At 69.2% G+C, this 26452-nt stretch carries 23 protein-coding genes and 2 pseudogenes; 15 read left to right on the top strand and 10 right to left on the bottom strand.

Annotated elements, in window-relative coordinates:
* The first annotated feature begins 15 nt into the window (after positions 1-15).
* From SNE34_RS14110 to pip, 3 genes are all read left to right on the top strand, one after another.
* The gene (locus SNE34_RS14110) at positions 16-2727 is read left to right on the top strand and encodes a M1 family metallopeptidase (protein ID WP_332618253.1); all 2712 of its coding nucleotides are present in this window, start codon (positions 16-18) and stop codon (positions 2725-2727) included.
* An 89-nt stretch (positions 2728-2816) separates the two neighbouring features.
* The gene (prmC, locus tag SNE34_RS14105; protein ID WP_332618252.1) at positions 2817-3641 is read left to right on the top strand and encodes a peptide chain release factor N(5)-glutamine methyltransferase; all 825 of its coding nucleotides are present in this window, start codon (positions 2817-2819) and stop codon (positions 3639-3641) included.
* Positions 3642-3740: 99 nt separating this feature from the next.
* Positions 3741-4685 carry a prolyl aminopeptidase gene (pip, locus tag SNE34_RS14100; protein ID WP_332618251.1) on the top strand — a complete coding sequence of 315 codons (945 nt, stop codon included), beginning with the start codon at positions 3741-3743 and terminating at the stop codon, positions 4683-4685.
* A 12-nt stretch (positions 4686-4697) separates the two neighbouring features.
* Here pip and SNE34_RS14095 read toward each other — a convergent pair whose 3' ends face one another.
* The 3 genes from SNE34_RS14095 to SNE34_RS14085 are packed head-to-tail and all read right to left on the bottom strand — an operon-like array spanning position 4698 to position 6763.
* Positions 4698-5249 carry an NUDIX hydrolase gene (locus SNE34_RS14095; RefSeq protein ID WP_332618250.1) on the bottom strand — a complete coding sequence of 184 codons (552 nt, stop codon included), beginning with the start codon at positions 5247-5249 and terminating at the stop codon, positions 4698-4700.
* 30 nt (positions 5250-5279) lie between these two features.
* Entirely contained in the window at positions 5280-6224 is a 945-nt protein-coding gene (locus tag SNE34_RS14090; RefSeq protein WP_332618248.1) for a 5'-3' exonuclease, read from the bottom strand.
* Complete coding sequence (locus SNE34_RS14085) at positions 6212-6763, bottom strand: nitroreductase family protein (protein WP_332618322.1); 552 nt, start codon at positions 6761-6763, stop codon at positions 6212-6214. Before SNE34_RS14085 ends, SNE34_RS14090 begins: the two co-directional genes overlap by 13 nt.
* A 187-nt stretch (positions 6764-6950) precedes the next feature.
* Here SNE34_RS14085 and SNE34_RS14080 point away from each other — a divergent pair, with 187 nt between their 5' ends.
* Both SNE34_RS14080 and SNE34_RS14075 read left to right on the top strand, forming a co-directional pair.
* Positions 6951-9191, top strand: coding sequence for a DUF1631 family protein (locus SNE34_RS14080; protein ID WP_332618247.1), 2241 nt, complete (start codon positions 6951-6953; stop codon positions 9189-9191).
* A gap of 64 nt (positions 9192-9255) precedes the next feature.
* Positions 9256-10401 carry an NAD(P) transhydrogenase subunit alpha gene (locus tag SNE34_RS14075; protein WP_332618246.1) on the top strand — a complete coding sequence of 382 codons (1146 nt, stop codon included), beginning with the start codon at positions 9256-9258 and terminating at the stop codon, positions 10399-10401.
* A 155-nt stretch (positions 10402-10556) separates the two neighbouring features.
* On the opposite strand, the gene SNE34_RS14070 is transcribed toward SNE34_RS14075, so the two are convergent.
* Genes SNE34_RS14070 through SNE34_RS14060 form a run of 3 tightly spaced genes read right to left on the bottom strand, consistent with a single transcriptional unit; the run spans position 10557 to position 11931 of the window.
* Positions 10557-10997: a DUF3106 domain-containing protein gene (locus SNE34_RS14070; RefSeq protein ID WP_332618244.1), complete on the bottom strand. Its 441-nt coding sequence runs from the start codon at positions 10995-10997 to the stop codon at positions 10557-10559.
* A 2-nt stretch (positions 10998-10999) separates the two neighbouring features.
* Positions 11000-11392 (bottom strand): hypothetical protein, encoded by a 393-nt coding sequence (locus SNE34_RS14065; protein WP_332618243.1) that lies wholly within the window; start codon positions 11390-11392, stop codon positions 11000-11002.
* Entirely contained in the window at positions 11389-11931 is a 543-nt protein-coding gene (locus SNE34_RS14060) for an RNA polymerase sigma factor (RefSeq protein ID WP_425604552.1), read from the bottom strand. Before SNE34_RS14060 ends, SNE34_RS14065 begins: the two co-directional genes overlap by 4 nt.
* 173 nt (positions 11932-12104) lie before the next feature.
* Between SNE34_RS14060 and SNE34_RS14055 the strand changes: the two genes are divergently transcribed.
* On the top strand, positions 12105-12434 hold the full coding sequence (locus SNE34_RS14055) for an NAD(P) transhydrogenase subunit alpha part 2 (protein ID WP_425604555.1): 330 nt from the start codon (positions 12105-12107) through the stop codon (positions 12432-12434).
* Complete coding sequence (locus tag SNE34_RS14050) at positions 12431-13852, top strand: NAD(P)(+) transhydrogenase (Re/Si-specific) subunit beta (protein ID WP_332618239.1); 1422 nt, start codon at positions 12431-12433, stop codon at positions 13850-13852. The genes SNE34_RS14055 and SNE34_RS14050 overlap by 4 nt, the downstream gene beginning before the upstream one ends.
* A 25-nt stretch (positions 13853-13877) precedes the next feature.
* On the opposite strand, the gene SNE34_RS14045 is transcribed toward SNE34_RS14050, so the two are convergent.
* Positions 13878-14333, bottom strand: coding sequence for a hypothetical protein (locus tag SNE34_RS14045; RefSeq protein WP_332618238.1), 456 nt, complete (start codon positions 14331-14333; stop codon positions 13878-13880).
* Between the two features lie 137 nt (positions 14334-14470).
* Here SNE34_RS14045 and sufT point away from each other — a divergent pair, with 137 nt between their 5' ends.
* The 4 genes and pseudogenes from sufT (at position 14471) to SNE34_RS14025 (ending at position 19793) form a co-directional block, all read left to right on the top strand.
* Positions 14471-15028, top strand: coding sequence for a putative Fe-S cluster assembly protein SufT (sufT, locus tag SNE34_RS14040; protein ID WP_332618237.1), 558 nt, complete (start codon positions 14471-14473; stop codon positions 15026-15028).
* Positions 15029-15403: 375 nt separating this feature from the next.
* A pseudogene (locus tag SNE34_RS14035) lies at positions 15404-17161 on the top strand (S8 family peptidase); the annotation flags it as partial.
* Positions 17150-17530: a proprotein convertase P-domain-containing protein gene (locus tag SNE34_RS14030; protein ID WP_332618321.1), complete on the top strand. Its 381-nt coding sequence runs from the start codon at positions 17150-17152 to the stop codon at positions 17528-17530. The pseudogene SNE34_RS14035 and the gene SNE34_RS14030, both read left to right, overlap by 12 nt.
* Before the next feature lie 283 nt (positions 17531-17813).
* Entirely contained in the window at positions 17814-19793 is a 1980-nt protein-coding gene (locus SNE34_RS14025; RefSeq protein ID WP_332618236.1) for a M20/M25/M40 family metallo-hydrolase, read from the top strand.
* Positions 19794-19859: 66 nt separating this feature from the next.
* On the opposite strand, the gene SNE34_RS14020 is transcribed toward SNE34_RS14025, so the two are convergent.
* The 3 genes from SNE34_RS14020 to wrbA all read right to left on the bottom strand — a co-directional run bounded on the left by SNE34_RS14020 (position 19860) and on the right by wrbA (position 21436).
* Complete coding sequence (locus SNE34_RS14020; RefSeq protein WP_332618235.1) at positions 19860-20345, bottom strand: asparaginase domain-containing protein; 486 nt, start codon at positions 20343-20345, stop codon at positions 19860-19862.
* A gap of 150 nt (positions 20346-20495) precedes the next feature.
* Positions 20496-20807, bottom strand: coding sequence for a DUF2069 domain-containing protein (locus tag SNE34_RS14015; protein WP_332618234.1), 312 nt, complete (start codon positions 20805-20807; stop codon positions 20496-20498).
* A gap of 38 nt (positions 20808-20845) precedes the next feature.
* On the bottom strand, positions 20846-21436 hold the full coding sequence (wrbA, locus tag SNE34_RS14010; RefSeq protein ID WP_332618233.1) for an NAD(P)H:quinone oxidoreductase: 591 nt from the start codon (positions 21434-21436) through the stop codon (positions 20846-20848).
* Positions 21437-21518: 82 nt separating this feature from the next.
* Between wrbA and SNE34_RS14005 the strand changes: the two genes are divergently transcribed.
* From SNE34_RS14005 to SNE34_RS13990, 4 genes and pseudogenes are all read left to right on the top strand, one after another.
* Positions 21519-22784, top strand: a complete 1266-nt coding sequence (locus SNE34_RS14005; protein WP_332618232.1) for a YihY family inner membrane protein — start codon at positions 21519-21521, stop codon at positions 22782-22784.
* Between the two features lie 3 nt (positions 22785-22787).
* Positions 22788-23363: pseudogene (locus SNE34_RS14000) on the top strand (TlpA family protein disulfide reductase); the annotation flags it as partial.
* 65 nt (positions 23364-23428) lie between these two features.
* On the top strand, positions 23429-23698 hold the full coding sequence (locus SNE34_RS13995) for an acylphosphatase (protein ID WP_332618231.1): 270 nt from the start codon (positions 23429-23431) through the stop codon (positions 23696-23698).
* 218 nt (positions 23699-23916) lie between these two features.
* A complete protein-coding gene (locus SNE34_RS13990) occupies positions 23917-26325 on the top strand; it encodes a winged helix-turn-helix domain-containing protein (RefSeq protein WP_332618230.1) in 2409 nt (802 codons plus the stop codon).
* Positions 26326-26452: the final 127 nt, after the last annotated feature.

Genomic DNA, 26452 nt, shown 5'->3' with positions numbered 1-26452 from the left:
CCCGGGGGTTCCGCCGTGCATCGCATCCGCCACCTTGCCTGCGCCGTCGCGCTGGCGCTGACCACCTCGACCGCGGCGGTGGCCGCCCAGTCGGAATCTGCCGCAACCGCAAATGCAGACAGCGCCATCCCGACCGGGCAACTGCCACGTACGGTGGTGCCGACCCTGGTCGAACTCGAACTCAAGCTCGATCCCGCGCAGGAGCGCTTCTCCGGCCGCACGGTCATCCACGCCGACGTCGCCGAGCCGACCGACGTGGTCTGGATGCACGGCCGCGACCTCGACATCAAGTCCGCCGAGGCGGTGTTGCCCGACGGCAGCAAGGTCGCGCTGGACGCCGAGCAGGTCCACGTCTCGGGCGTGCTCAAGCTCACCGCCGCGCAGACCCTGCCGGCCGGCAAGGTTGACATCGCGATCGCGTTCGAGGCGCCCTACGGCAACCTGATGGGCGCCTACCGGGTCAAGCCGAAAGAGCAGAACTACATCGTCACCCAGATGGAACCGCTCGGCGCGCGCAGCACCTTCCCCGGTTTCGACGAGCCCAGCTTCAAGCAGCCGTGGGACGTGACCCTGATCGTGCCGGACGCCGACACCGCGATCGCCAACGCGCCGGCGGAGAAGACCGAGGACCTCGACGGGCCGTGGAAGAAGATCACCTACGCCCGCACCGAAGCCCTGCCGACCTATCTGCTGGCGTTCGTGGTCGGCCCGTGGGACGTGCCGGTGGCGCCGGACATCGCGCCCAATGGCGAGCGCAGTCGACCGATCCCGCTGCGTGGCGTCGCCGCCGCGGGCGAGGGCGAGCGCATGGCCTACTCGCTGGAGCACACCCCGGCGATCACCCTCGCGCTGGAGGACTACTTCGGCATCCCGTACCCGTTTGCCAAGCTCGACAACGTCGCCGCGCCCGATTTCGGCGCCGGCGCGATGGAGAACGCCGGCCTGATCATCTACCGCGACACCCTGATGCTGCTCGACGAGGAGTCCTCGGTCGGCCAGCGCCAGGGCTTTTGGGGCGTCAGCGCGCATGAGCTGGCGCACCAGTGGTTCGGCAACCTGGTGACGATGGCGTGGTGGGACGACCTGTGGCTCAATGAGGCGTTCGCGACCTGGATGGGCAACAAGATCACCGGCCAGCTGCAGCCGGAGTTCCACACCGACCGCAACATCCTCGAAGGCGGTTTGCGCGCGATGGGCGCCGACAGCCTGGCCTCGACCCGCCGCATCCACCAGCCGATCAGCGACTTCACCCAGATCGCCTCGGCGTTCGACGGCATTACCTACCAGAAGGGCGGTGCGGTGCTGTCGATGTTCGAGAACTTCGTCGGCGAGGAGAACTTCCGCAAGGGCATCCACGACTACCTGGTCGAGCACGCCCGCGGCAATGCCACCAGCACCGACCTGATCCAGTCGGTAGCCGCGCAGAGCGACAATCCGGCGGGCATCACCGCCGCGTTCCTGAGCTTCATCGACCAGCCCGGCGTGCCGATGGTCAAGGTCGACGTCGACTGCGCCGACGGCAAGTCGCCGGCGCTGACCCTGTCGCAGCAGCGTTACCTGCCGCTGGGTTCGACCGCCAGCGCGGCGCAGACCTGGGGTATCCCGATGTGCGTGCGCTATGCGGCCGACGGCAAGGTGCATGAGCAATGCGGGCTGGTCGACGGCCAACAGGCCCGCTTCGAGCTTGAAGACGCACAAAGCTGCCCCGCGTGGGTGATGCCGAACGCGCACGGCGACGGCTATTACCGTTTCGCGCTGGCGCCGAAGTGGCAGCAGTCGCTGTCGGACGCGTTCGCCGACCTCGACGAGCGCGAGCAGCGGGTCTATGCCGACTCCGCCATCGCCGCCTACGGCGCCGGCGACCTGAGCGTGTCGCAGATGATCGCCGCGCTGCCGCAGTTCGCCACCGCCGACGCGCGCCAGACCGCGACCGCCGGCATGTGGACGTTCGAGTGGATCAACGAGCACCTGCTCGACGACGCAGCCGAGGAAGCGAAGCTGCGCGCGCATTTCGCCGACATCTACCGCCCGCGCCTGCAGGCCCTGGGCATGGAATCGAAGGAGGGCGAAAGCGATGACGAACGACTGTTGCGCAGTCAGCTGATCGGCTACTTCGCCGAGGGGGTTGAGGACCCGACCGTGCGTGCCGATTTCGTCGAACGTGGTAACCGCGTACTCGGCCTCGGTGGCGATGGTCAGCTGGATGCCGACGCGGTCGCCCGCGACCTGCGCGATACCGCGGTCGCGGTGGCCGTGCAGGAGGGCGGGGCGGCGGCCTTCGAGCTCGCCGAGAAGCACCTGCGCGCCAGCGACGACGCAGTGATCCGCCGCGAGTTGCTGTCGGCGATGGGCGGTGTCACCGACCCCGCGCTGGCTGCCCGTGCGCGCGGTTTCGTGCTGGAGCCGGGACTGCTGCGGCTCAACGAGATCTTCTCGGTGATCTTCAGCCAAGCCGACCACGAGGAACTGCGCCCGGCCCTGCGCGAGTGGCTGGAAGCCAACTACGACGCCCTGCAGGCCAAGCTCGACCCGGGTGGCTCGGCGATCGCCAGCGCCTATGCCGCCGGCATGTGCAGCACCGAGGATGCGGCCGCCTTGCAGGCGCGCTTCGGCAAGCGCATGGAAACCGTCGAAGGTGGCCCGCTGGACCTCAAGCAGCAGGTCGAGGAGATCAACCTGTGCGCCGCCGCCAAGGCCGCGCGCGAAGGCCGGCCGATCGAGTATTGAGTGCGGTGGCGGAGGCGGCTTCGGTCGCCTCCGCGTAGCATGGTCGTCCTCGTTGCAGGACACGCCATGACCGCCGCCCAGGCCCGCCGATGCCTCGCATAGACGCCACGCTCCGCGCTGCCGGCGACGGCCTCGAGCCCGGCGACGCCGAGCTGCTGCTTGCCCACGCCCTCGGCCGGTCGCGCAGTTGGCTGTACGCGCACGGCGACGACGAACTCGATGCCGACGCCACGGCGCGGTTCGACGCGCTGCTCGCGCGCCGCCGTGCCGGCGAGCCGGTCGCCTACCTCACCGGTCACCGCGGTTTCTGGCGGTTCGACCTGCAGGTCGGTCCGGCGACACTGATCCCGCGGCCGGACACCGAACTGCTGGTCGAACTGGCGCTGGAGCGCCTGCCGACCGACCGACTGTTGCGGGTCGCCGACCTCGGTACAGGCAGCGGCGCGATCGCGCTGGCGCTCGCCCACGAACGGCCGGGCGCCGCCGTCATCGCCACCGACGCCAGCACCGACGCGCTGGCGGTCGCCGACGCCAACGCGCGCTCGCTCGGGCTGGGCAACGTGCAGTTCCGCCATGGCGACTGGTTCGCCCCGTTGGCCGGCGAAACCTTCGACCTGATCGCCAGCAACCCGCCCTACATCGCCGACGACGACGCCCATCTCGACGAAGGCGACCTGCGCTTCGAACCGCGCGGCGCCCTGGCGTCCGGCGCCGACGGCCTCGATGCCATCCGCCGAATCGTGGCGAACGCACCGGGGCACCTGCTCCCCGGCGGCTGGCTGCTGCTGGAACACGGCTGGGAGCAGGGCGACGCCGTGCGTGCGTTGCTGGCGACCGCCGGGCTGGACGAGGTCGATACCGCGCGCGACCTCGAACATCGCGACCGCGTCAGCTTCGGCCGCCGCCGCGGCTAAGGTCGCGACGATCCCGCAGCGCGCAAGGTGGCGGCCGGCCGTGGCGACTGCGGGCCCACCGCCTCGTTAAACTGGCGGTTTCCCCCCGCGAGCGTCCACATGCGCAGCCTCTATCCCGAGATCCAGCCCTACGACACCGGCACCCTCAAGGTCGACGAGCGCCACACGCTCTATTACGAGCAGTGCGGCAATCCCGACGGCAAGCCGGTGGTGCTGCTGCATGGCGGGCCGGGCGGCGGTTGCAGCGACAAGATGCGGCGTTTCCACGACCCGGCGAAGTACCGCATCGTGCTGTTCGACCAGCGCGGCAGTGGCCGTTCGACCCCGCATGCGGACCTGGTCGACAACACCACCTGGCACCTGGTCGAGGACATCGAGAAGCTGCGGGTCAAGCTCGGCATCGACCAGTGGCAGGTGTTCGGCGGCAGCTGGGGCTCGACCCTGGCGCTGGCGTATGCCGAGAAGCACCCGAAGCGGGTCACCGAGCTGGTCCTGCGCGGCATCTTCATGCTGCGTCGCTGGGAGCTGGAATGGTTCTACCAGGAGGGCGCCAACCGGTTGTTCCCGGACGCCTGGGAGCACTACCTCAAGGCGATCCCGGAGGTCGAGCGGCACGACCTGATCAGCGCGTTCCACCGCCGCCTGACCAGCGACGACGAGGCGGCCCGGCTGGCCGCGGCGAAGGCCTGGAGCGTGTGGGAAGGCGCGACCAGCTTCCTGCATGTCGACGAGGACTTCGCCAACAGCCACGAGGACCCGCAGTTCGCGTTGGCGTTCGCCCGGATCGAGAACCACTACTTCGTCAACAGCGGCTTCTTCGAAGTCGACGACCAGTTGCTGCGCGACGCCGGCAACATCGCCGACATCCCCGGCATCATCGTCCACGGCCGTTACGACGTGGTCTGCCCGGTCGCCAACGCCTGGGACCTGCACAGAGCCTGGCCGAAGGCCGAACTGGCGATCACCCCGGCGTCGGGGCACTCCGCGTTCGAGGTCGAGAACATCGACGCGCTGGTGCGGGCGACCGACGGTTTCGCTGGTTGATCTGCTCGTTGATCAACCGGCCGGCGAGCCATCCGGGTTGTGGTCGATCATCCACAACCCGGCCCACAACTTGAGGTCCAGCTCGAAGCCCTCGGCCTGCTTCTGCATCAGCCACGCCGGCGCCTGCGCGCGCGGGACCTTGTGCACGGTGATGTCCTCGTTGTCGACCCCGCCACCGTCGCCAACCTTGGTCAGGTCGAGCGCGCGCACGAACGCGATGCGCTCGCTGCTCATCCCCGAGGAGGTCGGGCCGACCAGCAGCACGTCGACCCGTGCCGGCTCCCAGCCGGTCTCCTCGATCAGCTCGCGGCGCGCGGCCGATTCGAGGGTGTCGTGGGCGTGGTCGTCGCCGACCAGTCCGGCCGGCATCTCGATCGTGCGCGCGCCCAGCGGCACGCGGTACTGCTCGACGAACAGCACGTGGTCGTCGGGGGTGACGGCGATGATGATCACCGCCATGCCGTTGCCGTGGGTGCGCTCGGCATACTCCCAGCGGCCGCGGCGGACCATGCGCAGCCACTGGCCGTCGTAGAGGATTTCCGGGGTTTCGTCGTGTTCGTTCATGTGTCCGATGCTAACCGCGCGGGTCGCTTCCTACACCGGCGGGGCGAATTCGAGGCCGGCGGCGTCGTACAGCCGGCGCCGGGTCATCGGACCGAAGCGCAGGCTGTCGCACAACGTCGCCAGACCATCGCCGTCGGCGCGGCGGCGGACGAAGTGGGTGTCGACTTCCGCCAACGGCACCGAGCAGGCGATCGTCGACAACTGCCGGCACAACAGCGCCTGCTCGCGATGCAGGCGCAGCCGCTCGGCGCAGGCCTTGGCTCCGCGCAGGCGCAGGAATGGCACTTCCTCGACCCGATCGAGCAGCGCGTCGAGCGTGTCGAAGTGGGCCAGCAACGCCGCCGCGGTCTTGGCGCCGATGCCGGGCACGCCGGGAATGTTGTCGACCGCATCGCCGCACAGCGCCAGGTAGTCGGCCATCTGTCGCGCCTGCACGCCGTGACGCGCCGGCACCCCGTCGGCGCCCCAGCGCTGGCCACGGGCGAAGTCCCATTGCTCGTCGTGCTCGCCGAGCAGTTGCGACAGGTCCTTGTCGGCCGACACGATCACCGAGCGGAAGCCGTGCGCGCGGGCGCCGTGGCAGGCGCTGCCGATCAGGTCGTCGGCCTCGTATTCGCGGTGGCCGAGCACGCTGAGCCCGAGTGCCACGCATAGCGCCCGGCAGTGCGCGAACTGGCGCTTGAGTTCTTCCGGCGCAGGGTCGCGGTTGGCCTTGTACGCCGGGTACAGGAGGTTGCGGAAACAGGAATCGAGCGCCTCGTCGAACGCCACCGCGACGTGCTGCGGTCGCGCGCGGTCGAGCAGTTCGAGCAGGAAACGCGCGAACCCGTGCACGGCGTTGGTCGGCCAGCCCTCGGCATCGCGGAAATCGTCCGGCATCGAATGCCAGGCGCGGAACACGTACAGGCTGGCGTCGACCAGGTAGAGGGTGCGCGTCGGCGCGCGCGCGGTGTCGCCGTCGCTCACGGGGTCCACTCGCTCAGCAGCGCGTCGGGGTCGGGACGGTCGCGTTCGGGCACGTCGATCCTCGCGGTGCCGAGGTGGATGAAGCCGATCACCCGCTCGTCCGCCTCCAGCCCGAGCAAGCGCGCGACTTCGCCGTCATAGGCCGCCCAGCCGGTCAGCCAGCAGCCGCGGAAGCCCAGCGCTTGCGCGCCCTGCAGCAGCGCGAAGCAGGTGCAGCCGGCACTGAGCAGGCGCTCCTGCTCGGGAATCTTGGCGTCGGGGCCGAGCCGGGCGATCGCGATGACGATCAGTGGCGCATGCAGGTAGCGATCGCGGTCCTTGTCGATCACCGCGTCGCCGGCGTCCGGGTCCGCCTCGCGATGGCGGTTGGCCAGGCGCTCGCCGAACTCGCGGCGTGCATCGCCGCGCAGGCTGAGAAAGCGGAACGGCACGCGCTTGCCGTGGTCGGGCACCCGCACCGCGCTGCGCAGCAACCGGCGCAGGGTGGCGTCGTCGGGGCCGGGCGCCTGCAACTGCAGGAACGGCACCGAGCGGCGCGAATCGAGCATCGCCAGCGGATCGATTTCGGATAAGGGAAACGGGACTTGCGCGGCCGGTTTGGCGGGCGCGCCACGGTCAATTGGTGACATGTATCACAGGATGGAAGGCGGGCGGAAGCGCTGACGCATATTGCCACTATGCTCCGCCGTACGTCTTTACAGACCCTCCGCGTCACATCCGTCTGGGGAGCAGAACGTGTCCATTCATCCGCTTGGCGGCGCCCACGCCCCGCGCACCGAACCGATGCGCGTGCTGGAAGAGATCAAGCGCCTCGCGCTCGAGACTCTGGGTGGCCTGCCTGGCGGCTTGTACGAGCCGGTGGAGGACGCGCTGAAGCGTTCGGTGCAGGGTGACGACGGCCACGACGCGCCGCAATTGCTGTATCAGAACCAGGCGGCATTGTGGGTCCTGCGCCAGCATCACGCCACCCACGTGATGCGCTACCGGCAACAGGTCGCGCGCGGCTTCGACGACTTCCGCGTGCTGCGCATCCGCAACCGCGGCGACCTGCCGTTGGGCCTGATCGACGAAAGCCAGATCGACTTCCACCTTGCCGGCCAGGGCCTGGCCGAAGCCATCGAACATAGCCACTCCCGCGCGCTGGAAACGATGGCCGGGCGGCTGCAGGCGGTCGCGGCGGTGCTTGGCCTGCCACCGACGGTCAATCCGATCGGCCCGACGCGGTTGGCGACCGCGTTCGTGGAGACCTTCAACGACGAGCAGGTGCCGGCGCCGCTGCGGGTGCTGCTGTTCGCGCAGTACCAGCGGGCGCTCGACGCCGAACTCGGCGAGCTCTACGCCAAGGTCAACGAGCTGCTGGCAAACAGCGGATATGGTGCGGCCGAACGAGCACCGACCGGGGCGATGCCGATCCGGCCGCCCGCGCCGCGAGCCGACTTCGACGGCGTCGGCCAGGCCGACTCCGCCGGCAGCCGCTACGAGCGCGAGGAGCGCCGCGAGCAAGGTACCTACGCGCCGCCCGCGTCCGGCGCGCCGGGCGCCGCTCCGACCTCGGCCGAATTGAGCGAACTGCGCAGCATGCTGCATGCCTGGCGCGATGGTCGCCTCAACAACGACGCTGCCGACGCCGGGGCCGGGCAGCCGCCGACGCCGTCGCGACGGCAGTTGCGGGTCGAGGAAGTGGTCAGCGTCGCCTCGCTGTTGCAGGGCGAGCCGTCCGACGTGTTCGCGCGCGCGTTGGCCGATTCCGGCCGGCTCGCCAGCGCGATCCGCGACCAGCTCAACGATGGCTCCCGCCGGCTCGGGCTCAACCCGGAACAGATCAGTTTCAGCGTCGAGGAAGAAGACGCGATCGACCTGGTCGCGTTGCTGTTCGACTCGGTGTTCAGCAGCCATCACCTGCAGGACCGTGCGCGACGCCTGTACGCGCGGCTGGTGCTGCCCTTCATCAAGGTCGCGCTGACCGACCAGGCGATGTTCGTGCAGTCCGCGCACCCCGCCCGGCGCCTGCTCGACGCGATCACCGAGGCCTGCGCCGGCAACCGCGCCGAGACCCCGCAGGAGCGCGAACTGCTCGACCGCGCCGCGGCCGCCTCGCAGCGGGTGGTCGCCGAGTACAACGAGGACCTGGCGATCTTCGAGACCGCCCATGCCGAACTCGATGCGTTGTTGCAGCAACAGCGCCGACGGATCGAGTTGCAGGCCGAGCGCGCCGCCAAGGCGACCTTCGGCCGCGAGCGGCTCAACCACGCGCGCGAGCAGGCCGATGCGGTGCTGACGCGGCGGATCGCGGCGCCACCGCTGAGTCGCGCGGTCTCCGATTTCCTTGGCACCTCCTGGCGCCACCACCTCGTCCAGACCTTGCTGCGCGAAGGTGAAGACAGCGAATCGTTCGCCGCCGCGGTGGCGCTCGGCGATGCGCTGGTCGAGGCCGACCGGATCGCCGCCGACGGCCGCGGGCGCGATCTCGCCCAGCGCCTGTTGGCCCTGGAACCGACGATCGTCGCCTGCCTCGGCAGCTCCGGCCTCGACCCCAGCTCCGCCGACCATGCGCTGGCAGTGCTGGTCAAGGGCCTGGTCTACCCCAACGCGCCGCGCGACCTGCACGATCCGCCGGCGGCGCACGTCGACGACGACGCGGCCGAGCGCGAGCGCTGGCTGGTGGGCGGAATGGATCCGCTGCGTTTCGATCCGTCCGTCTTTGAGCGCATGCGCGCGTTGCAGCCCGGCGAATGGCTGCAGCTGACCGACATCCAGGGCGAAACCGTCGACGCCAAAATCGCCTGGATCAGCCCGCTGAGCGCACGCCGCCTGCTGGTCAACCGTCGCGGCCTGCGCGTACTGGTCGCCTCGGCCGAGGAGCTGGCGAGCCTTGCGACCGCGGGACGCCTGCAGGTGGGCTGCGAGCCGACCGCGTTCGAACAGGCGATGCGGCACATGCGCGAAGAGCTCGACCGCGGCGTCACCCGCCACTGAGCGGTGCGTCGCGCAGGCCCGGGCCTTTCGCTACGATGCGTTGAACCCGGTACGGAGCGTGCGCATGGCGGCGGCGAAGATCACGATTGGTGTGGCGCGCGAAACCGCGCCCGGCGAACGCCGGGTGGCGTTGACCCCGGAAACCGCGAAGAAACTGGTCGCCGCCGGCACCGAGGTCCGGATCGAACGCGGCGCGGGTTTCGCCGCCGGCTTCACCGACGAAGCCTACGCCGCGGCGGGCGCGCAGCCGGTCGACAATGCCGCGGCTGCGCTCGACGACGCCGACGTGGTGCTGTGCGTGCAGCCGCCGCCGGTGGAGCGTTTGCGGGTCCTGCGAGAGGGCGCGGTGCTGGTCGGGCTGCTCGCCCCGCACGCCGATCCCGATCGTGCCGCGGCGATCACCGATCGCGGCCTGGTCGCGTTCCCGCTTGAACGCCTGCCGCGCACCACCCGCGCGCAGGCCATGGATGTGCTCAGTTCACAGGCCGGCATGGCCGGTTATAAGGCGGTGCTCATCGCCGCCCAGCTGGCGCCGCGATTCTTCCCGATGCTGACCACCGCCGCCGGCACGATCCGGCCATCGAAGGTGCTGATCGTCGGCGCCGGCGTCGCCGGCCTGCAGGCGATCGCCACTGCCCGGCGGCTGGGCGCGCAGGTCGAGGGGTTCGACGTGCGACCCGAGACCCGCGAGCAGATCGAATCGCTCGGCGGCAAGTTTCTTGACCTCGGCGTCAGCGCGGCCGGCGAGGGCGGCTACGCGCGTCCGCTGACCGACGAGGAGCGGGCCGAGCAGCAGCGCCGGCTCGGCGAGCATCTGAAGGGGATCGATGTCATCGTCACCACCGCGGCGGTGCCAGGGCGGCCGGCGCCGAAGATCATCAGCGCAGCGATGGTTGCCGGGATGAAACCCGGCAGCGTGATCGTCGATCTCGCGGCCGAGACCGGCGGCAATTGCGAGTCGACCCGGCCGGGCGAGACGGTCGAGATCGATGGCGTCACCGTCGCTGGTCCACTCAACCTGGCCAGCAGCGGCGCGGTGCATGCCAGCGAGATGTATGCGCGCAACGTCTACAACTTCGTCAGCCTGCTGGTCCGGGACCCGGCGCTGGCGTTCGACTGGGACGACGAGTTGCTGGCGAAGACGGTGTGGCCGGAACGTGTCGCGGTCGACCCGGGCGGCCCAGTCGACGCACCACCGGCATCTGCATAGCGGCTATCGCCTGCGCGACGAGAGTCGGATTCTTGTAGGAGCGACGTAAGTCGCGACCCGCCGAGCGTTCGGGAAGATGTACAGGTCGCGACTTACGTCGCTCCTACATCGGAGAATGCTCCTGGCTGAAAGCTGCGGCGCACAAGCCGAAATGCCTACTCCTCGCAATCGCGCTCCGGCGCCGGATGGGCTTCGACCCAGGCCGTGCGCTGCGCCGCGGTCATCGCCCGCCATTTGGCTTTCAGCGCGCGCCGCTGGTCTTCGTCGAGGCTGCGCATGCGCGCATACAGCGCACGTGCCTCGGCACGCTGCTCGTCGGACATGTGGCGCCAGCGCTTGACCCCGCGATGGGCGTGCTTGCGTTGCTCCGGGGTCATCTGCTGCCAGCGCTGCGCGCGCTCGAGCAATTCGTCGCGCTGGCCGGGTTCGGCGTTCCAGCGCTCGCGGGTCGGTGCGATCAACTGCTCGCGCTGGGTCGGGGTCAACTGGTCCCACGCAGGCAGCGCCTGCGTTTGCGCGGCGGCCACGGGTGCGGCGGCGAGCAGCATCGGGAGGAGCCAGCGGGCGAGCCGCGAGCCGGCGGTGAGGTGGGTCATCGTCAATACTCCGAAGGCGGCGGCAGGGCGTCGTCGTTGGCTGCCAGCCACAGGTAGAGGTCGGGGTTCTCGTCGAGCGCGACGAGCATGTCGTCCAGCTCGCGGTCGAGCTCGGCGCGCTGGCTGGCGCGCTCGGCCGGGCCCGGTGCGGCGGCGAGCGCGGGCGCGGGTTCCGGGGCCGCCGGTCGCAGTTGCAGCGCCAGCACCAGCGCCGCCGTCACGGCCACGGCGCCGCCGGCCAGCAGCCAGCCGAAGCGGTGCCGCGAGGATTCGGGTGACGCCGATGCGCGGCGGGCGTCGCGCAACCGCCCGCGCACCTGCGGCGAGAGGTGCTGCAGCGCCTGCGCGTGCAGGCGGCGGGCTTCGAGATCGAAATCGTGGTCGTGCGGGTTCATCGCCAATCCTCCAGTTGCCGCTGCAGCGCCTCGCGGGCACGCGACAGGTGGGTCTTCACCGAGCCCTCGCCGCAGCCCATCACCCGGGCGGTGGTGGCGACGTCGAGCTCTTCGAGCACGCGCAGGCTGAACGCCTCGCGCTGGCGCCGCGGCAGGCGTCCCAGCGCATCGGCCAAGCGACCGTAGGCCTCGCGGCCGTCGTGGGTGCGCGACGGGTCCGGACCTTCGTCGGCCCAGTCGGGTTGGCTGCCGTCGTCGCGCTCCGGCATCGGCGCCAGCCAGCGCAGGCGGAACGTGCGACGGCGCTGGGTGTCGACGATGCGGCTGCGCAGGATGCTCCAGAACAGCGGCGTCCATTCCGCCGCCGGCCGGTGCTGGTAGTCGAGCATCTTGATCATGGCGTCCTGCACTGCATCGAGCGAATCCTCGCGATGGCGCAGGCCGAGTTCGGCGAAACGGAACGCGCGCGGGCCGATGCTTGCGAGGAAGTGTTCGAGCGAGGCGTGGTCTTGGGCATGGGGGCTCACGCGGTCGAGCATATACGGCTCTGGTTCGTCGCCAGCGCGGCGGCCGACAGGCGAGGGGGCGCAGCCCGGGCTGCAGGGACGGGAACGCACCGGCCCGGTCGCGGTTGACACCGTGTGGAGGGCGCGACGCCGCGGTTATGATGCCGGAGGTCTTGCATGGAGCGGCAGCGATGGGCGAGGGGTCGATGGTGCAGGCATTCACGATGCTCTACATCTTCATGCTGGCGGCGATCGCCGGCCATGTGATCATCTCGCGGGTGCCGGTGATCCTGCACACGCCGTTGATGTCGGGCTCCAACTTCATCCACGGCATCGTGCTGATCGGCGCGATGGTGGTGCTCGGGCATGCCGACACCACGCTGGAGAAGGTCATCGGATTCGTCGCGGTGCTGCTGGGTGCCGGCAACGCCGCCGGCGGTTACGTGGTGACCGAGCGGATGCTGGACATGTTCAAGTCGAGCAAGTCGCCCGCCGGCAAGCCCAGCGGGGATGCCCCCGATGGAGGCCGGCGATGACCGGCGCGCACTGGCTCGCCGCGGCGAGCTACTTCGCCGCCGCCACTCTGTTCCTGCTCGGCCTGCAGCGCATGGCCTCGCCGAAGACCGCGCGCAGCGGCATCCGCTGGGCCGGCGCCGGCATGGTCATCGCGACCGCCGCGACCTTCCTGCTCGACCTCGACAACCTCGGCCTGATCCTGGCCGCGCTGGTGATCGGCACCGGCGCGGCGTGGTGGTCGGGCAAGAAAGTCGCGATCACCGACATGCCGCAGATGGTCGCGCTCTACAACGGCATGGGCGGCGGCTCGGCGGCGGCGATTGGCGCGGTCGAGTTGCTCAAATATGCCGCGCTGGTGCCGGGCGACCCGCTGCTGGTGCAGGGCGCAGGACAACTGGCGCCGTCGACAGTGACCCTGGTGCTGGCCGTGCTCGGCGCGGCGATCGGCGCGGTGTCGTTGTCGGGCTCGGTGATCGCCTGGGCCAAGCTCGACGGCCGGCTCGACCGGCGGGTGATGTTCCCCGGTCAACAGTTGTTCAACGCGCTGGTGTTCGTCGCCATGCTGGTCACCGGTGGCTGGGCGGTGATGACGCTGGAGGTGCCGGTGATCCTCGCGTTCTTCGCCCTCGCGCTGCTGCTGGGCGTGCTGATGACGCTGCCGATCGGCGGTGCCGACATGCCGGTGGTGATCTCGCTGTACAACGCGCTGACCGGACTGGCGGTGGCGTTCGAAGGCTACGTGCTCGGCAACCAGGCGCTGATCATCGCCGGCATGATGGTCGGCGCCGCCGGCATGTTGCTGACCCGGCTGATGGCCAAGGCGATGAACCGGCCGATCAGCGGCGTGCTGTTCTCCAACTTCGGCGGCGGAGGCGAGGCTCAGGAGATCGCCGGCAGCCAGAAGCCGATCGAGGCCGGCGACGTCGCCGCGATGATGGCGTATGCGGAGCGCGTGGTGATCGTGCCCGGCTACGGCATGGCGGTCGCGCAGGCGCAGCACAAGATATGGGAACTGAGCCAGAAGCTGATCGAGCGCGGGGTCAAGGTGAAGTTCGCGATCCACCCGGTCGCCGGCCGCATGCCCGGCCACATGAACGTGCTGCTGGCCGAAGCCGGCGTCCCATATGACCTGATCGCCGACATGGACGATATCAACCCCGAGTTCCCCAACACCGACGTCGCGCTGGTGATCGGCGCCAACGACGTGGTAAACCCGGTGGCCAAGACCGATCCGTCCAGCCCGATCTACGGCATGCCGATCCTCGACGTGGTCGAGGCGAAGAACACGATCGTGATCAAGCGCGGCAAGGGCACCGGTTTCGCCGGCATCGAGAACGCGCTGTTCTACGCAGACAACACCCGGATGCTGTACGGCGACGGCGCGGAGATGGCGAGCGCGCTGGTGTCGGAACTCAAGGCGCTCGACGGCGGGCACTGAGCCGACGCGGTGGGCGGTGGCCGGATCAGCGCGAGGCCAGCGCCGCCACCAGCAACGCCAACGCCAGCCACGCCAGGTCCCACGCGCCGTTGGCCAGTTGCGCCAGTGTCCAGGCGTGGTGGAAGCCAAGTTTCAGCGCCGATTCCCACGGCGCCAGCCCGAGCATCAGCCCCAACTGGGCGGCGATGACGCCCCAGTTGGCCAGCGCTACGATGCAGGCGGTGGCGAAAATCCCGATCGCGACCCGTCGCGGCCCGCGCGGCCAGCCGCCCAGGCGCAGCATCCAGGCGATGTCGAGCGCACCGATCACCGCCATCCAGCTGTTCTGGGCACCGTTGAAGAAGGCGAGCGTGATCCATGCGGCGGCAAACCCGCAGGTGCCCAGCCCCAGCAACGCCCAGGCCAGCCACGGGGTTGCCAGTCGCGTCAGCGCGGGGCTGGGCCGCCAGGCACTCCTGCGCGCGGAGGCGGGGCGGGTCACGGACGGCGGCTCATGCAGGCGGTGCACCGGGTGGCGGGCGAACGCGACAGCATAGCCGGCGCGGCGGTCACCCTCTATGGGACCGGCATATTGGACTAGAATGGTCCTATTCGAATTCCACCGAGCCGTCCCGCCACATGTACTCCCGCAGCAGCGAACCCGTCCGTTTCGAACGCGATTGCAGCGCCGTGCTGGTGCCGCAGGGCGAGGTGGTCAACCTGCCCGCCGGCAGCGTCGGCTACATCACCCAGGCGCTGGGCGGCAGCTACACCGTGTTCGTCGAGGGCAACCTGTTCCGGATCGCCGGCAAGGATGCCGACGCGATCGGCAAGGAGCCGCCCGAGCCGCTGCAACTGGCCGAAGGCGCCGACGACGATGCGGTCGAACAACTGGTGTGGAAGCAGTTGCGGACCTGCTTCGACCCCGAGATCCCGATCAACGTGGTCGACCTGGGGCTGGTCTATACCGCCACCATCACGGCCCACCCCGAACACGCCGGCCACCGCCTGGTCCATATCGACATGACCCTGACCGCACCGGCCTGCGGCATGGGCGACATCCTCGTGGCGGACGTGCGCGACAAGATCGAGATGATCCCGACGGTGGCCGAGGCCGACGTCGACCTGGTGTTCGAGCCGCCGTGGGGCCGCCACATGATGTCGGAAGCGGCCCGCCTCGAAACCGGGATGCTTTGAGTCGCGATTGCCCCAGGGAACGCGTCGATCGCCTGGCCGTTCCAGTCACTAGTTGACGTTTTTGCGCGTTTCCATGCTGTGCTGCAGCATGGCGCGCGCCGCGCTGGGTTGTCGATTTTCCTGCTGATCGTCAACAGCGGCAGGCATCGTGCCGTCCTAGCGCCTCCCCGGGGCATCGTCTGGCCATGACCAAAGTCATGCATTTCTTGTCTGAATAATCCCGATGCCCCTAGGTTGCGTTTCGGGCGTTTTCATGGATGTCGCCCGATTTGCATCGTCCGGCCCGCTCGGCCTGCCCCGGCAGCATCGTGCGAGGAACCAGGCGAACCTTTTGCCGCGATTGCGGCGTATTTCACCGTTCGGGGGTTCTACCAAATGTCTGACCGTTCTCTGCGTGGGCTTCGTACCCATGCGCTCGCGGCTGCCACCGTTGCCGCCCTGTCCGCCTCGATGTTCGCCCTGCCGGCCTTCGCCGCCGGCCAGGGCCTGGTCAACACCGCCGGCCTGCGGTCCGACGCCGGCAATGACCGCTTCATCGTCAAGTACAAGGAAGGCAGCGCGCAGCGCAGCAATGCCGCCGCGCTCAACCGTTCGCTCAACGCCGCCGCCAACGCGACCCTGCACGGCAAGGCGCTGGGGCTGAAGAAGCTGCGCCGCACCGCCACCGGTGCCGAAGTGCTGACCACCGGCAAGAAGCTCGGCCGCAGCGAGGCCGAGGCGCTGATGCGCCAGCTGGCTGCCGATCCCAATGTCGAGTACGTCGAGGTCGACCGCCTCATGAAGGCCGTCGCGACCGCCAACGACACCTACTACAGCAGCCACCAGTGGCACTACTGGGAAGCGGCTGGCGGCATCAAGGCCAACGAGGCCTGGGACGCCACCACCGGCGCCGGCGTCGTGGTGGCGGTGATCGACACCGGCATCACCAACCACAGCGACCTCAACGCCAACGTGCTGCCGGGTTACGACTTCATCAGCGATTCGGGCATGGCCCGCGACGGCAACGGTCGTGACGGCAACGCCCAGGACGAGGGCGACTGGTTCACCAACTCGGAATGCGGACCGAACGCTCCGCCCTCAAGCGACTCCAGCTGGCACGGTAGCCACGTGGCCGGCACGGTCGCGGCGGTCACCAACAACAGCTCCGGCGTCGCCGGCGTCGCCTATGGCGCCAAGGTCGTGCCGGTGCGCGTGCTCGGCAAGTGCGGTGGCTACACCTCCGACATCGTCGACGGCATCGTCTGGGCGTCGGGCGGCAGCGTGTCCGGGGTGCCGGCCAACGCCAACCCCGCCGAGGTCATCAACATGAGCCTCGGCGGCGGCGGCAGCTGCTCGGCCAGCTACCAGAACGCGGTCAACAGCGCGGTCAGCCGTGGCACCACGGTGGTGGTCGCGGCCGGCAACAGCAATGCCGACACCTCCGGCTTCACCCCGGCCAGCTGCGACAACGTCATCGCGGTCGCCTCGACCACCCGCACCGGCGCGCGTTCCAGCTTCTCCAACTACGGTTCGCTGATCGACGTGGCGGCGCCGGGCAGCGACATCGCCTCGACCGTCAACAGCGGCGCCACCACGCCGTCGACCGAAGGCTACAGCCTGATGTCGGGGACCTCGATGGCGTCGCCGCACGTGGCCGGCGTGGTCGCGCTGATGCAGGCCGCGGCCGGCGGGTCGCTGACCCCGGCGCAGGTCGAGTCGACCCTGAAGAGCACCCTGCGGGCGTTCCCGGTGTCGATCGACCGTGACATCGGCGACGGCATCGTCAACTCCAAGGCCGCGGTGGATGCGGTGTCCGGCGGCGGTGGCGATCCGGATCCGGAACCGGGTGACGGCAGCCTCGAGAAGGGCGTGGCCGAGACCGGTCTGTCGGCCGCCAGCGGCAGCGATGTCACCTACACCTTCGAGGTGCCGGCCGGTGCCTCCGGGTTGAGCTTCGTGATGTCCGGCGGCAGCGGTGATGGCGATCTGTACGTCAAGCACGGCAGCGCGCCGACCGACAGCTCCTACGATTGCCGTCCGTACCGCAGCGGCAACGCCGAAACCTGCACGTTCGCGGCACCGGCGGCCGGCACCTGGCACGTCCGGATCAAGGCCTATTCGAGCTTCGCCAACGTCAGCCTGGTGGCCGACTACACCGCCGGTGGCGGCGGTGGTAGCGAGCCGCAGACCTACACCAACAGCGGCGACTACACGATCAACGACCGGGCGACGGTGGAAAGCCCGATCAGCGTGTCCGGCCGCAGCGGCAACGGTCTGGCGAGCAGCCGCGTCGACGTCGACATCCGCCACAGCTACAAAGGCGACCTGAAGGTCGACCTGGTGGCGCCGGATGGCAGCATCTACAACCTGCACAACCGCAGTGGCGGCAGCGCCGACAACATCATCGGCTATGCCAACCTGGACCTGTCCGGCGAAGCGCTCAACGGCACCTGGAAGCTGCGGGTCAACGACGCGTACAACGGCGATACCGGCTACATCAACAGCTGGAGCATCAACTTCTAATCCGCCATGCAGCATGTTCCACCCGATACCCCGGCTTCGGCCGGGGTATTGGTTTGTGGCGCCGGATTCAAGAGTCGTGACGGCTGTCACGATTGGCGAGGGACTTTGCCGAGTCTGTCGCTTGAGTTGCGGCCCTGCTGTCGCGTAGCGTCAGCATGCTGACAATTATTGTCAGTCCGCAGGCGTCGACCGGATCGACAGGGGATTCCGGACAGGGGGGCGTTGCCGTACCAACCAACGCAGGGAACGCGCCGGAACCGGCGCAGCCACAAGGAGTGTCCCGATGATTCGCAGACCCCATCGACTTGTCGCGCTGGTCGCGGCGGCCCTGATCGCAGGCGGCGCCCACGCGCAGGCCGGCGATCACCACCATGCCAGCCCCGAACTGACCGAACGACTCGCCCACGACCCCTTCGCGCCGGTCTACATCGTCAGCTCGCTCGACACCTACCAGGGCGGCCTGCAGGCGATCGCCCGCGCGCCCAGCACCGAAAGCGACGGCATCGGCAACACGCTGGTGATCTCGCAGGTCCAGGCCCACCAGCTGTCCGCGGTCAGCGAGCAGATCCACGAGCGGGAGAAGCGCTGCGGCGGCTTCTTCGCGTTCGCCAGCCGCGCCGAAGCCGAGGCTTTCCTCGCGCAGGAGCAAAGCGCGCAGGCGATCACCACGACCTTCGCCGACTACAGCGTCGACAACCAGGCGACGGTCGGCCCGTGGCTGCCGCAGGTGCAGGAAGGCAACATCCGCGCGACCATCGACCACCTCTCCAACGGCTACCCGAACCGCTATTACGCCAGCACTTCCGGCCGCGAGTCGGCGCTGTGGATCCGCGACAGCTGGGCGGCGCTTGCCAACGGCCGCAGCGATGCCAGCGCCGAGTTGTTCACCGGGTGCAGCAACTGCTCGACCCAGCCGTCGGTGATCCTGACCATCAATGGCACCGACCTGGCCGACGAGATCGTCGTACTCGGCGGCCACCTCGACTCGATCTCCAATTCCGGCAGCGGCAACGCGATGGACGCGCCCGGCGCCGACGACGACGCCTCCGGCATCGCCACCCTGACCGAGGTGGTCCGAGTCGCCCTGGCCGGCGACTGGAAGCCGCGGCGCACGGTCAAGTTCATGGGCTACGCCGCCGAGGAAGTCGGCCTGCGCGGCTCCAACGCGATCGCGCAGTCGTTCGCCGACCAGGGCAAGAACGTGGTCGGCGTGCTGCAACTGGACATGACCAACTATGCGGCCGGCTCGTCGGTCGACATGCAGTTGCTGACCGATTACTCCAACGCCGACCTGCAGCAGTTCCTGCGCGACATCTTCGACGAGTACCTGGCGCCGCTGGGCCTGGTCCGCGGCACCTACACCTGCGGTTACGGCTGCTCCGACCATGCCTCGTGGACCAGCGCCGGCTACCCGGCGGCGATGATGTTCGAGGCCAGCTTCAACAACGACATCCACACCCCGTACGACACCCTGTCCAACATGGGCAACAACGCCAATGCCTCGGTGCCTCTGGCCAAGCTGGGGCTGGCTTTCCTCGGCGAACTGGCCAAGACCGAAGGTGGCGGCGACACCGATCCGCCGGACGACGGCAACGTGCTGGAGAACGGCGTGCCGGTGACCGGGCTGGCGGCGAGCACCGGCACCGACCTGCGCTACACCTTCGAGGTGCCGGCCGGCGCGAGCGACCTGCAATTCGTGATGTCCGGTGGCAGCGGCGATGCCGACCTGTACGTCAACCACGGCAGTGCGCCGACCGACAGCGGCTACGACTGCCGGCCCTACCGCAGCGGCAACGCCGAGACCTGCAGCTTCGCCACGCCCGCCGCGGGCACCTGGCACGTGCGGGCCAAGGCGTACTCGGGATTCAGCGGGGTCGGCCTGGTCGCCAGTTACGAAACCGGCGGTGGCGACGGCGGCGATCGCCAGACCTACGAGAACAGCGGCGACTACACCATCAACGACAACGCCACGGTGGACAGCCCGATCGCGGTGTCGGGCCGCAGCGGCAACGCGCCGGCCGACGCGGTGGTTTCGGTCGACATCCGCCACAGCTACCGTGCCGACCTCCGGGTCGACCTGGTCGCCCCCGACGGCAGCATCTACAACCTGCATAACCGCAGTGGCGGCAGCGCCGACGACCTGATCGGCAGCTACACCCGGGACCTGTCTAGCGAGCCGCTCGACGGCAGCTGGAAACTGCGGGTCAACGACAACTACACCTACGACGACGGCTATATCAACGGCTGGAGCATCGAGTTCTGAGCGGATAAATCCCCCCACATCTCTCCGTACTTTCGCCCCGGTTCCCACCGGGGCTTTTTTTTGCCGTTACAACGACTCGAAACGGTTCGCCTCGACGTTCTTGCGGACCCTGGCCGGGTCCCAGATGCGTCCGTTCATCGCGATGTACACGCCGGGTGGCAGCGACTGCACCGCGCCGACCGCGGTGCCGATGTTGAACTCCGCGTCCGAGCCGCGGAAGCGGGCCGGGTTCAGCGCGCCGGTCAGCACGATGGTCTTGCCTTCGATGCGGGCCAGCACCTTGGCGGTCGCCACCATCGAGTCGGTGCCGTGGGTGACCAGCACGTGGCGTGCATCCTGCGCGGCGATGGTCGCGCGGATCAGTTCGCGGTCGTCGTCGCCGATGTGCAGCGAGTCCTTGCGCAGGATCGGGACCACGTCGTAGCGGAACGCGACCCCAAGCTCGTCGAGGATGCGGCCGATCTGCGGCTCGCCGATCTGGTAGTCCGACTTGTCGTCGAAGTAGATCTTGTCGATCGTGCCGCCGGTGGTGACGATGCAGAGCTGGTCCATGGGACGCCGGGAATGCGGTGGGGGCCGTGAATTATACGGCCGCTTGTCTGGAGGCGGTCCCGGGTAGGAGCGACATCAGTCGCGACCTGTACATGGCCTCCAGCGTTCGGCGGTTCGCGACTGACGTCGCTCCTACACCGGAACCGGCAATCACCCGCGCTTGCGGTTGAACCGCGCCCGCAGCCCCGGCAGGCTCGCCGCAAACACGACTACCACCGCCAACGTCAGTTCGATCCACGCCAAGGCCTGCTCCTCAGGCCGGATCCAGGCAATCAACACGCCGTGACTGAACCACGCCAGCGCCAGCACAGCGCTCCACAAGCCAGCGGTCCGCGCCCGACGCCACACCCCGAGCGCGCACAGCGCCGGCGGCAAGGCGAACACCACCAGCGCGACGTTGTCCGGGTGCACCCGGAGGAACCAGAACACGTACAGCGCCACCAGGGCGCACAGACTGGCCATCAAAACCCGCCGCGCCGGCGGCCATTGCTCCGTCGCGCTCATGCCAGCCTCGCCGCGACCGTCGCCACCCGCCGGCCTAGCGCGCGGGCCAGCGCCGCCTCGTCGTCGCTCGGGTGCGGGTCGTCATTGTTGCCGGCGACATGGCTCGCGCCATATGGCGTACCGCCGCCGCGAGTCGTGCTCAGCAGAGGCTCGGTGTACGGGATGCCGAGCACCAGGCAGCCGTGGTGCAGCAGCGGCACCATCATCGTCAGCAGGGTCGACTCCTGGCCGCCGTGCATGCTTGCGGTCGAAGTAAACACGCCGGCCGGCTTGCCGACCAGGGTGCCGCTGGCCCACTGCGCGCCGAGCCCGTCGAGCCAGTGCTTGAGCGGCGCGGCCATGTTGCCGAAGCGGGTCGGGCTGCCGAGCAGCAGGCCGGCGCATTCGTCGAGGTCACGCGCTTCGACATACGGCGCGCCGTCTTCCGGAACCGGCGGTGCCGCGGTCTGGGTCACCGCCGCCACCGGCGGCACCGTGCGCACGCGCGCGCTCATGCCTTCGACCTCGCCGATGCCGCGCGCGACCTGCCGCGCCAACCGCGCGACCGAACCGCCACGGCTGTAGTACAGGACCAGGATCTCGCGCATCGATGCATCTCTTGCAGGGCAGGCCGCAAGGATAAAGCAACATCACGCGCCGACTTGCGGCCCATCGGGTAACCTCCGGCCAATGGAACCGCTGGACTCCTTCTATCGCTGGAGCGACCGCATGCGCGACAAGGCGCGGGCCGGGGCGTTCACCCGGTTCCTCGGCAAGCGCGTGCTCGAGGACGACCTGTTCCAGGCCGCCGGCGCGTTGTCGTTCACCACCGTGTTCGCGCTGGTGCCGCTGTCGATGGTGGTGTTCGGGGTGCTGTCGGCGTTCCCGCTGTTCGCCGAATGGAGCGCGCGGCTCAGCGACTACATCTTCTCCAACTTCGTGCCCAACGCCGCCCGCTCGGTCGAGGACTACCTGTTGCAGTTCTCCAGCAACGCCGGCCAGCTCACCGTCGCCGGCGTGATCGCGCTGGTGGTGTCGTTGCTGATCACCCTCAATGGGGTCGAGGCCGCGTTCAACCGGATATGGCGGGTGCGCTCGCATCGGCCGAAGTTCGGCCGCTTCCTGGTCTACTGGACGGTGCTGACCCTCGGTGCGTTGATGGCCGCGGCCAGCCTGGCGCTGTCGGCGCGGTTCTTCGCCCTGTCGGTGTTCGACACCGAGGCCGGCCACGTGCTGGAGAACCTGATGCTGCAGCTCGCGCCGCTGGCGCTGGAGCTGCTGGCGTTCGCGGCGATCTACAAGGTGGTGCCGCACCGCACCGTGCACTGGCGCCACGCGGTTGCCGGGGCGCTGCTGGCGGGGCTGCTGTTCGAGTTGATCAAGGGCGGCATCGGCCTGTACTTGGGCACGTTCGGCAACTACTCGAAGATCTACGGCACCCTCGCGTTCGTGCCGATCTTCCTGTTGTGGATCTTCCTGAGCTGGTTCGCGGTGCTGCTGGGAGCGTCGCTGGCGTCGACCATCTCCGCGTTCCGCTACCAGCCCGCGTCCATGCGCTTGCCGCACGGCTACGAGTTCTATGGGCTGCTGAGGATGCTGGCGCGATTCAACCAAGCGCGCGATCGCGGCGAGGGCCTGCACAGCGACGACATCCAGCAACTGGAGCCGATCCTGACCGACGCGCTGGTGCAGGAGATGCTGGCTCAGCTGTGCGAAATCAACGTGGTGCGGCGCGCAGAGGGCGGTGAGTGGCTGCTGGCGCGCGACCTCGACCAACTGAGTCTGGCCGAACTGTACGAGGCCTGCCAGTTGCGCATCCCGATCGCCGAGGCCCACCTGCCGTGCCGCGAGGATGCGCTGGGGCAGGCCACCGTCGCCGCGCTCGACGAACTGCGGGTACCGTTGCGGGCCCTGCTCAAACGCCGCGTGGGCAGCATCCACGCCGAGGAGAAATGATCGATGGGTAGTCGTGCGATTGTCTTGTTGTTTGTAGGTATGGTCTTGGCCACCGTGTTGGCCGCGTGTCAACCGGCCGGTGCACCCGACGCGGATGTGTCGGATGCGGCGACGCCGCTCGCCACCGACGCGCCAGATGGGGGGGATACGGCGCCGGAACCGCCGGGCGCGGCCGACAAGCAGGTGCCGCAGTTGCAGATCGCCACCCTCGACGGCACGTCCTACGATCTCGCCGCGCATCGCGGCAACTGGGTGGTGGTCAACTTCTGGGCGACCTGGTGCGCGCCGTGCCTGAAGGAAATGCCGGAGCTGTCGGCGCTGGATGCGATGCACGAGCACATCGAGGTGATCGGCCTGGCCTACGAGGACATCGAGGTCGAGGCGATGCGCGATTTCCTCGATGCGCATCCGGTGGTGTACCCGATCGCGATCGTCGACACCTACGACCCGCCGGCCGATTTCGAAACCCCGCGCGGGTTGCCGATGACCTACCTGATCGCCCCCGATGGCACGGTCGCCAAACAGGTGGTCGGCCCGGTCACGGCGCGCGAGATCGAGGCCGCGATCGCCGCCGCCGGCGGTCCCGCGGCTGATGTCGGCAGCAACGAAGCCGGCACCGACGAGGCCAACGCCGCGCAACCGTCATGAGCGCCGCGCGCTTCCTGGTCAGCGGCAAGGTGCAGGGCGTGTTCTTCCGCGCCAGCACCCGTGAGCAGGCGATCGCGCTCGGCTTGCGCGGTCACGCGATTAACCTCGACGACGGCCGGGTCGAGGTCCTCGCGGCGGGTGATGACGCCGCAATCGAAACGCTGGCCGACTGGTTGCGGCACGGACCGCCATCGGCCCGGGTCGAGCGGGTCGAGCGCACCGCGGCGGCAGACAACGAAGCCTCCGCCGGGTTCACGCTCGGCTGAGCGACAGCAGGCTCAGGTCGCGACCGGTTTGTTCCATGTGCGTATGCCGGCGGACGATGACGATGACGGGATGCTGTTTCCCGCGCTCAGCGGCCGCCGGGCAGGGCGCGCATCGTCGGAACTGCCAACTGCCTAGCGATACTGCTTGCCCGGATGGGCGATGATCAGGCGGCATTCCCGGGCCGGCGGCCCCGACGGAAGACGAGTCCCCCGCACGCATGACCATCGCCCGTTATCGCTTCGGAAGCCATACGCTGGATCTGGCCCGGCGGGAGCTGAGGTGCGAGGACAGGCCGGTGGCGTTGCAGGCGCGGGTGTTCGAATGCCTGTGCTGCCTGATCGAGCATCGGGACCGTGCGGTGGGTCGCGATGAACTGGTCGGGGCGGTCTTTGGGCGAGCCGACGTGTCCGACGCGCAATTGGCGCAGATCATCCTGCGGACCCGTCGCGCCGTCGGCGATGATGGCCAGAAGCAGCACACGATCCGCACTGTTCCGCGCTTCGGGTTCCGCTGGACGGCCGCGATTGCGGAGGAGTTCGCCGAGGCTGCCGCCGTCGCGGAGAGCGACTCCGATGTCGCGGCCGCCCAAGTCACACATCGTGACCTCGCGGCGACCAACCCTGCCGCCGCACGGAAACCCGCCCGACCGTCGCCGGCACCGCCGCTGGAACGCGTATTGCGACCGGCACTGCTTGGTGCCGCGTTCGCGCTGCTCGCGGGATTGCTGACATGGTGGGTTCCGCACGCCTCGGTTCGGATCGGCGGAACGCAGTCCCGTGCCGACGCCGCCGTGCCGCGCGGCGCGATCATGGTCCTGCCAACCGATGTCACCGGAGCGGGCGATGTCGCGTGGGCGCGTTTGGGCCTGATGGATTATCTGGCCGACCGCCTGCGTCGTGCCAGCTTGCCGGTGCTGGCCAGCGAAACCACCCTGGGCGTGCTGCGCAAGAATCCCGGACTGGCCAGCGATACAACAGCATTGCGCGAGGCGACGCGCACGGCTTGGGTGGTTACCAGCCAGGCGACGCAGGAACAAGATCGATGGGCCGTGTCGCTGGTCGCGACAGATGTGCACGGCGTGGCGCAGCGCGGACATGGCGTGCATCAGGACTTGCTCGATGCAACCCGTGCCGCCGGCGATCGCCTGCTGGCTGCGCTCGGCGGCCACCTGCCGCCCGCGACGGAGGCCGAGACCGATCCTGGCTTGGCCGAGCGCCTGCAACGTGCCCAATCGGCGATGTTGGCCAACGAGCTCGACACCGCGCGGCGGATCCTCAACGAGGCGCCGGAGTTGCAGCGCTCGCAACCGCAGTTGCGTTACCGCCTGTCCCAGGTGGACTTCCGTGCTGGCGAGTACGAGCGCGGTCTTGCCAGCCTCGACGAGTTGCTGGAAATGCCCGGACTGCAGGCCGACCCGCTGTTTCACGCGCGGCTGCTGAATGCGCGCGGGGCGATGCTCATCCGGCTTGACCGCTATGCCGAGGCGGAGCGCAGCTACGACCGGGCGGTGCGCCTGCTTGATGGCGGCAAGTACCCCGCCGAGCTGGGTCGGGCGTTGAACGCACGCGCTGTCACCCGCTCCTCGCAGGGACGTTTCGCCCAGGCCCTGGCCGACCTCGGCACGGCGCGCGTGCAACTCGTCCGTGCCGGCGACGGGCTGGCGGTGGCGAGGGTCGACGCCAACCTGGGCAATGTCGAGATGGACCGCGACCGCCCCGCCCAGGCAGTCGGCTACTTCGACAAGGCCGCCGACGACTTCGCGTCGATGGGCGCGGTCAACGAGTTGGCGGCGATGAGCGGGATGCTGATGACCGCCCGGCTGCAGTTGCTGCAACCGGCCCGGGCGCTGCAGGAGAGCGAGCGCGCCTGGGCGCTGCGCGAGCGGATACGCGACCCGGCCCAGCGCGCCAACCTACTGCTGGGTCGCGCCGAGGTGCTGATCGCCACCGGCCAGCTGAGCGAAGCGCGCGAACTGCTGCAGCGGCCGGAGGCCGGTACGGTGGTGCCGGGCGATTTCCGTCGTCGCGAGTTCCTGCAGATGGAGTTGGCGTGGCACGCGGGTGACCCGCGGTCGGCGGCGTTGCTGGCCGAGGAGGCCCTGCGCGAATGGCCGCAACGCATGCGGCCGCGGTTGCGGGCATGGACCCGGCTGCGTCGGCAGCAGGCTTCGCTGCGGGCCGACCTGCCATTGCCAGACGCGGGCGTCGCCAACTCCGGCGACAGCCTGCCGGAAGTGTTGATACGTGCGGTGACACAGCGGGTGCGCGGGGATGAACAGGCTGCCGATTCCAGCTATCGCGCGGCCTTGGCGCTGGCCGAACAACGCGGCATCGCCGCCGAGATCGCCGAGGTGGTAGACGCTCATGCCACCTGGCTGCTGGAGCGCAGCCGACTCGATGATGCCGGCGCCCTGGTCGGTCGGGTGGCGCCCTGGGCCGAACGCGATTTCGACCTCGCGCTGCTGCAGGCGCGCCTGTTCCAGAAACTCGGCCAGCACGACCCGTGGCAACGCGCACTGGAGAATGCACGTCGCCTCGCCGGCGAACGCAACATCCCGGCCGAGCTGACCCTGGTGGCCCCGTCGCCGACGATGCCGACGCACCCCGAGGAGGTCGCAAGCCACTGACTTGAAAGAACAAACCTCCCTGTAATGCAATCGTCATGCAACTGGAATGACGGTCCTGCAGGGGCGTGACAGCGTCCGGAAGCCATGCCGCGACTTGCCCTCCCCCGGGCAGGGCGCGTTCGTCCAC

The sequence above is a fragment of the Novilysobacter erysipheiresistens genome (assembly GCF_036663935.1).
In the GTDB taxonomy this organism is placed as follows: Bacteria; Pseudomonadota; Gammaproteobacteria; order Xanthomonadales; family Xanthomonadaceae; genus Novilysobacter; species Novilysobacter erysipheiresistens.
This window is presented reverse-complemented; position numbering and strand designations above follow the sequence as displayed.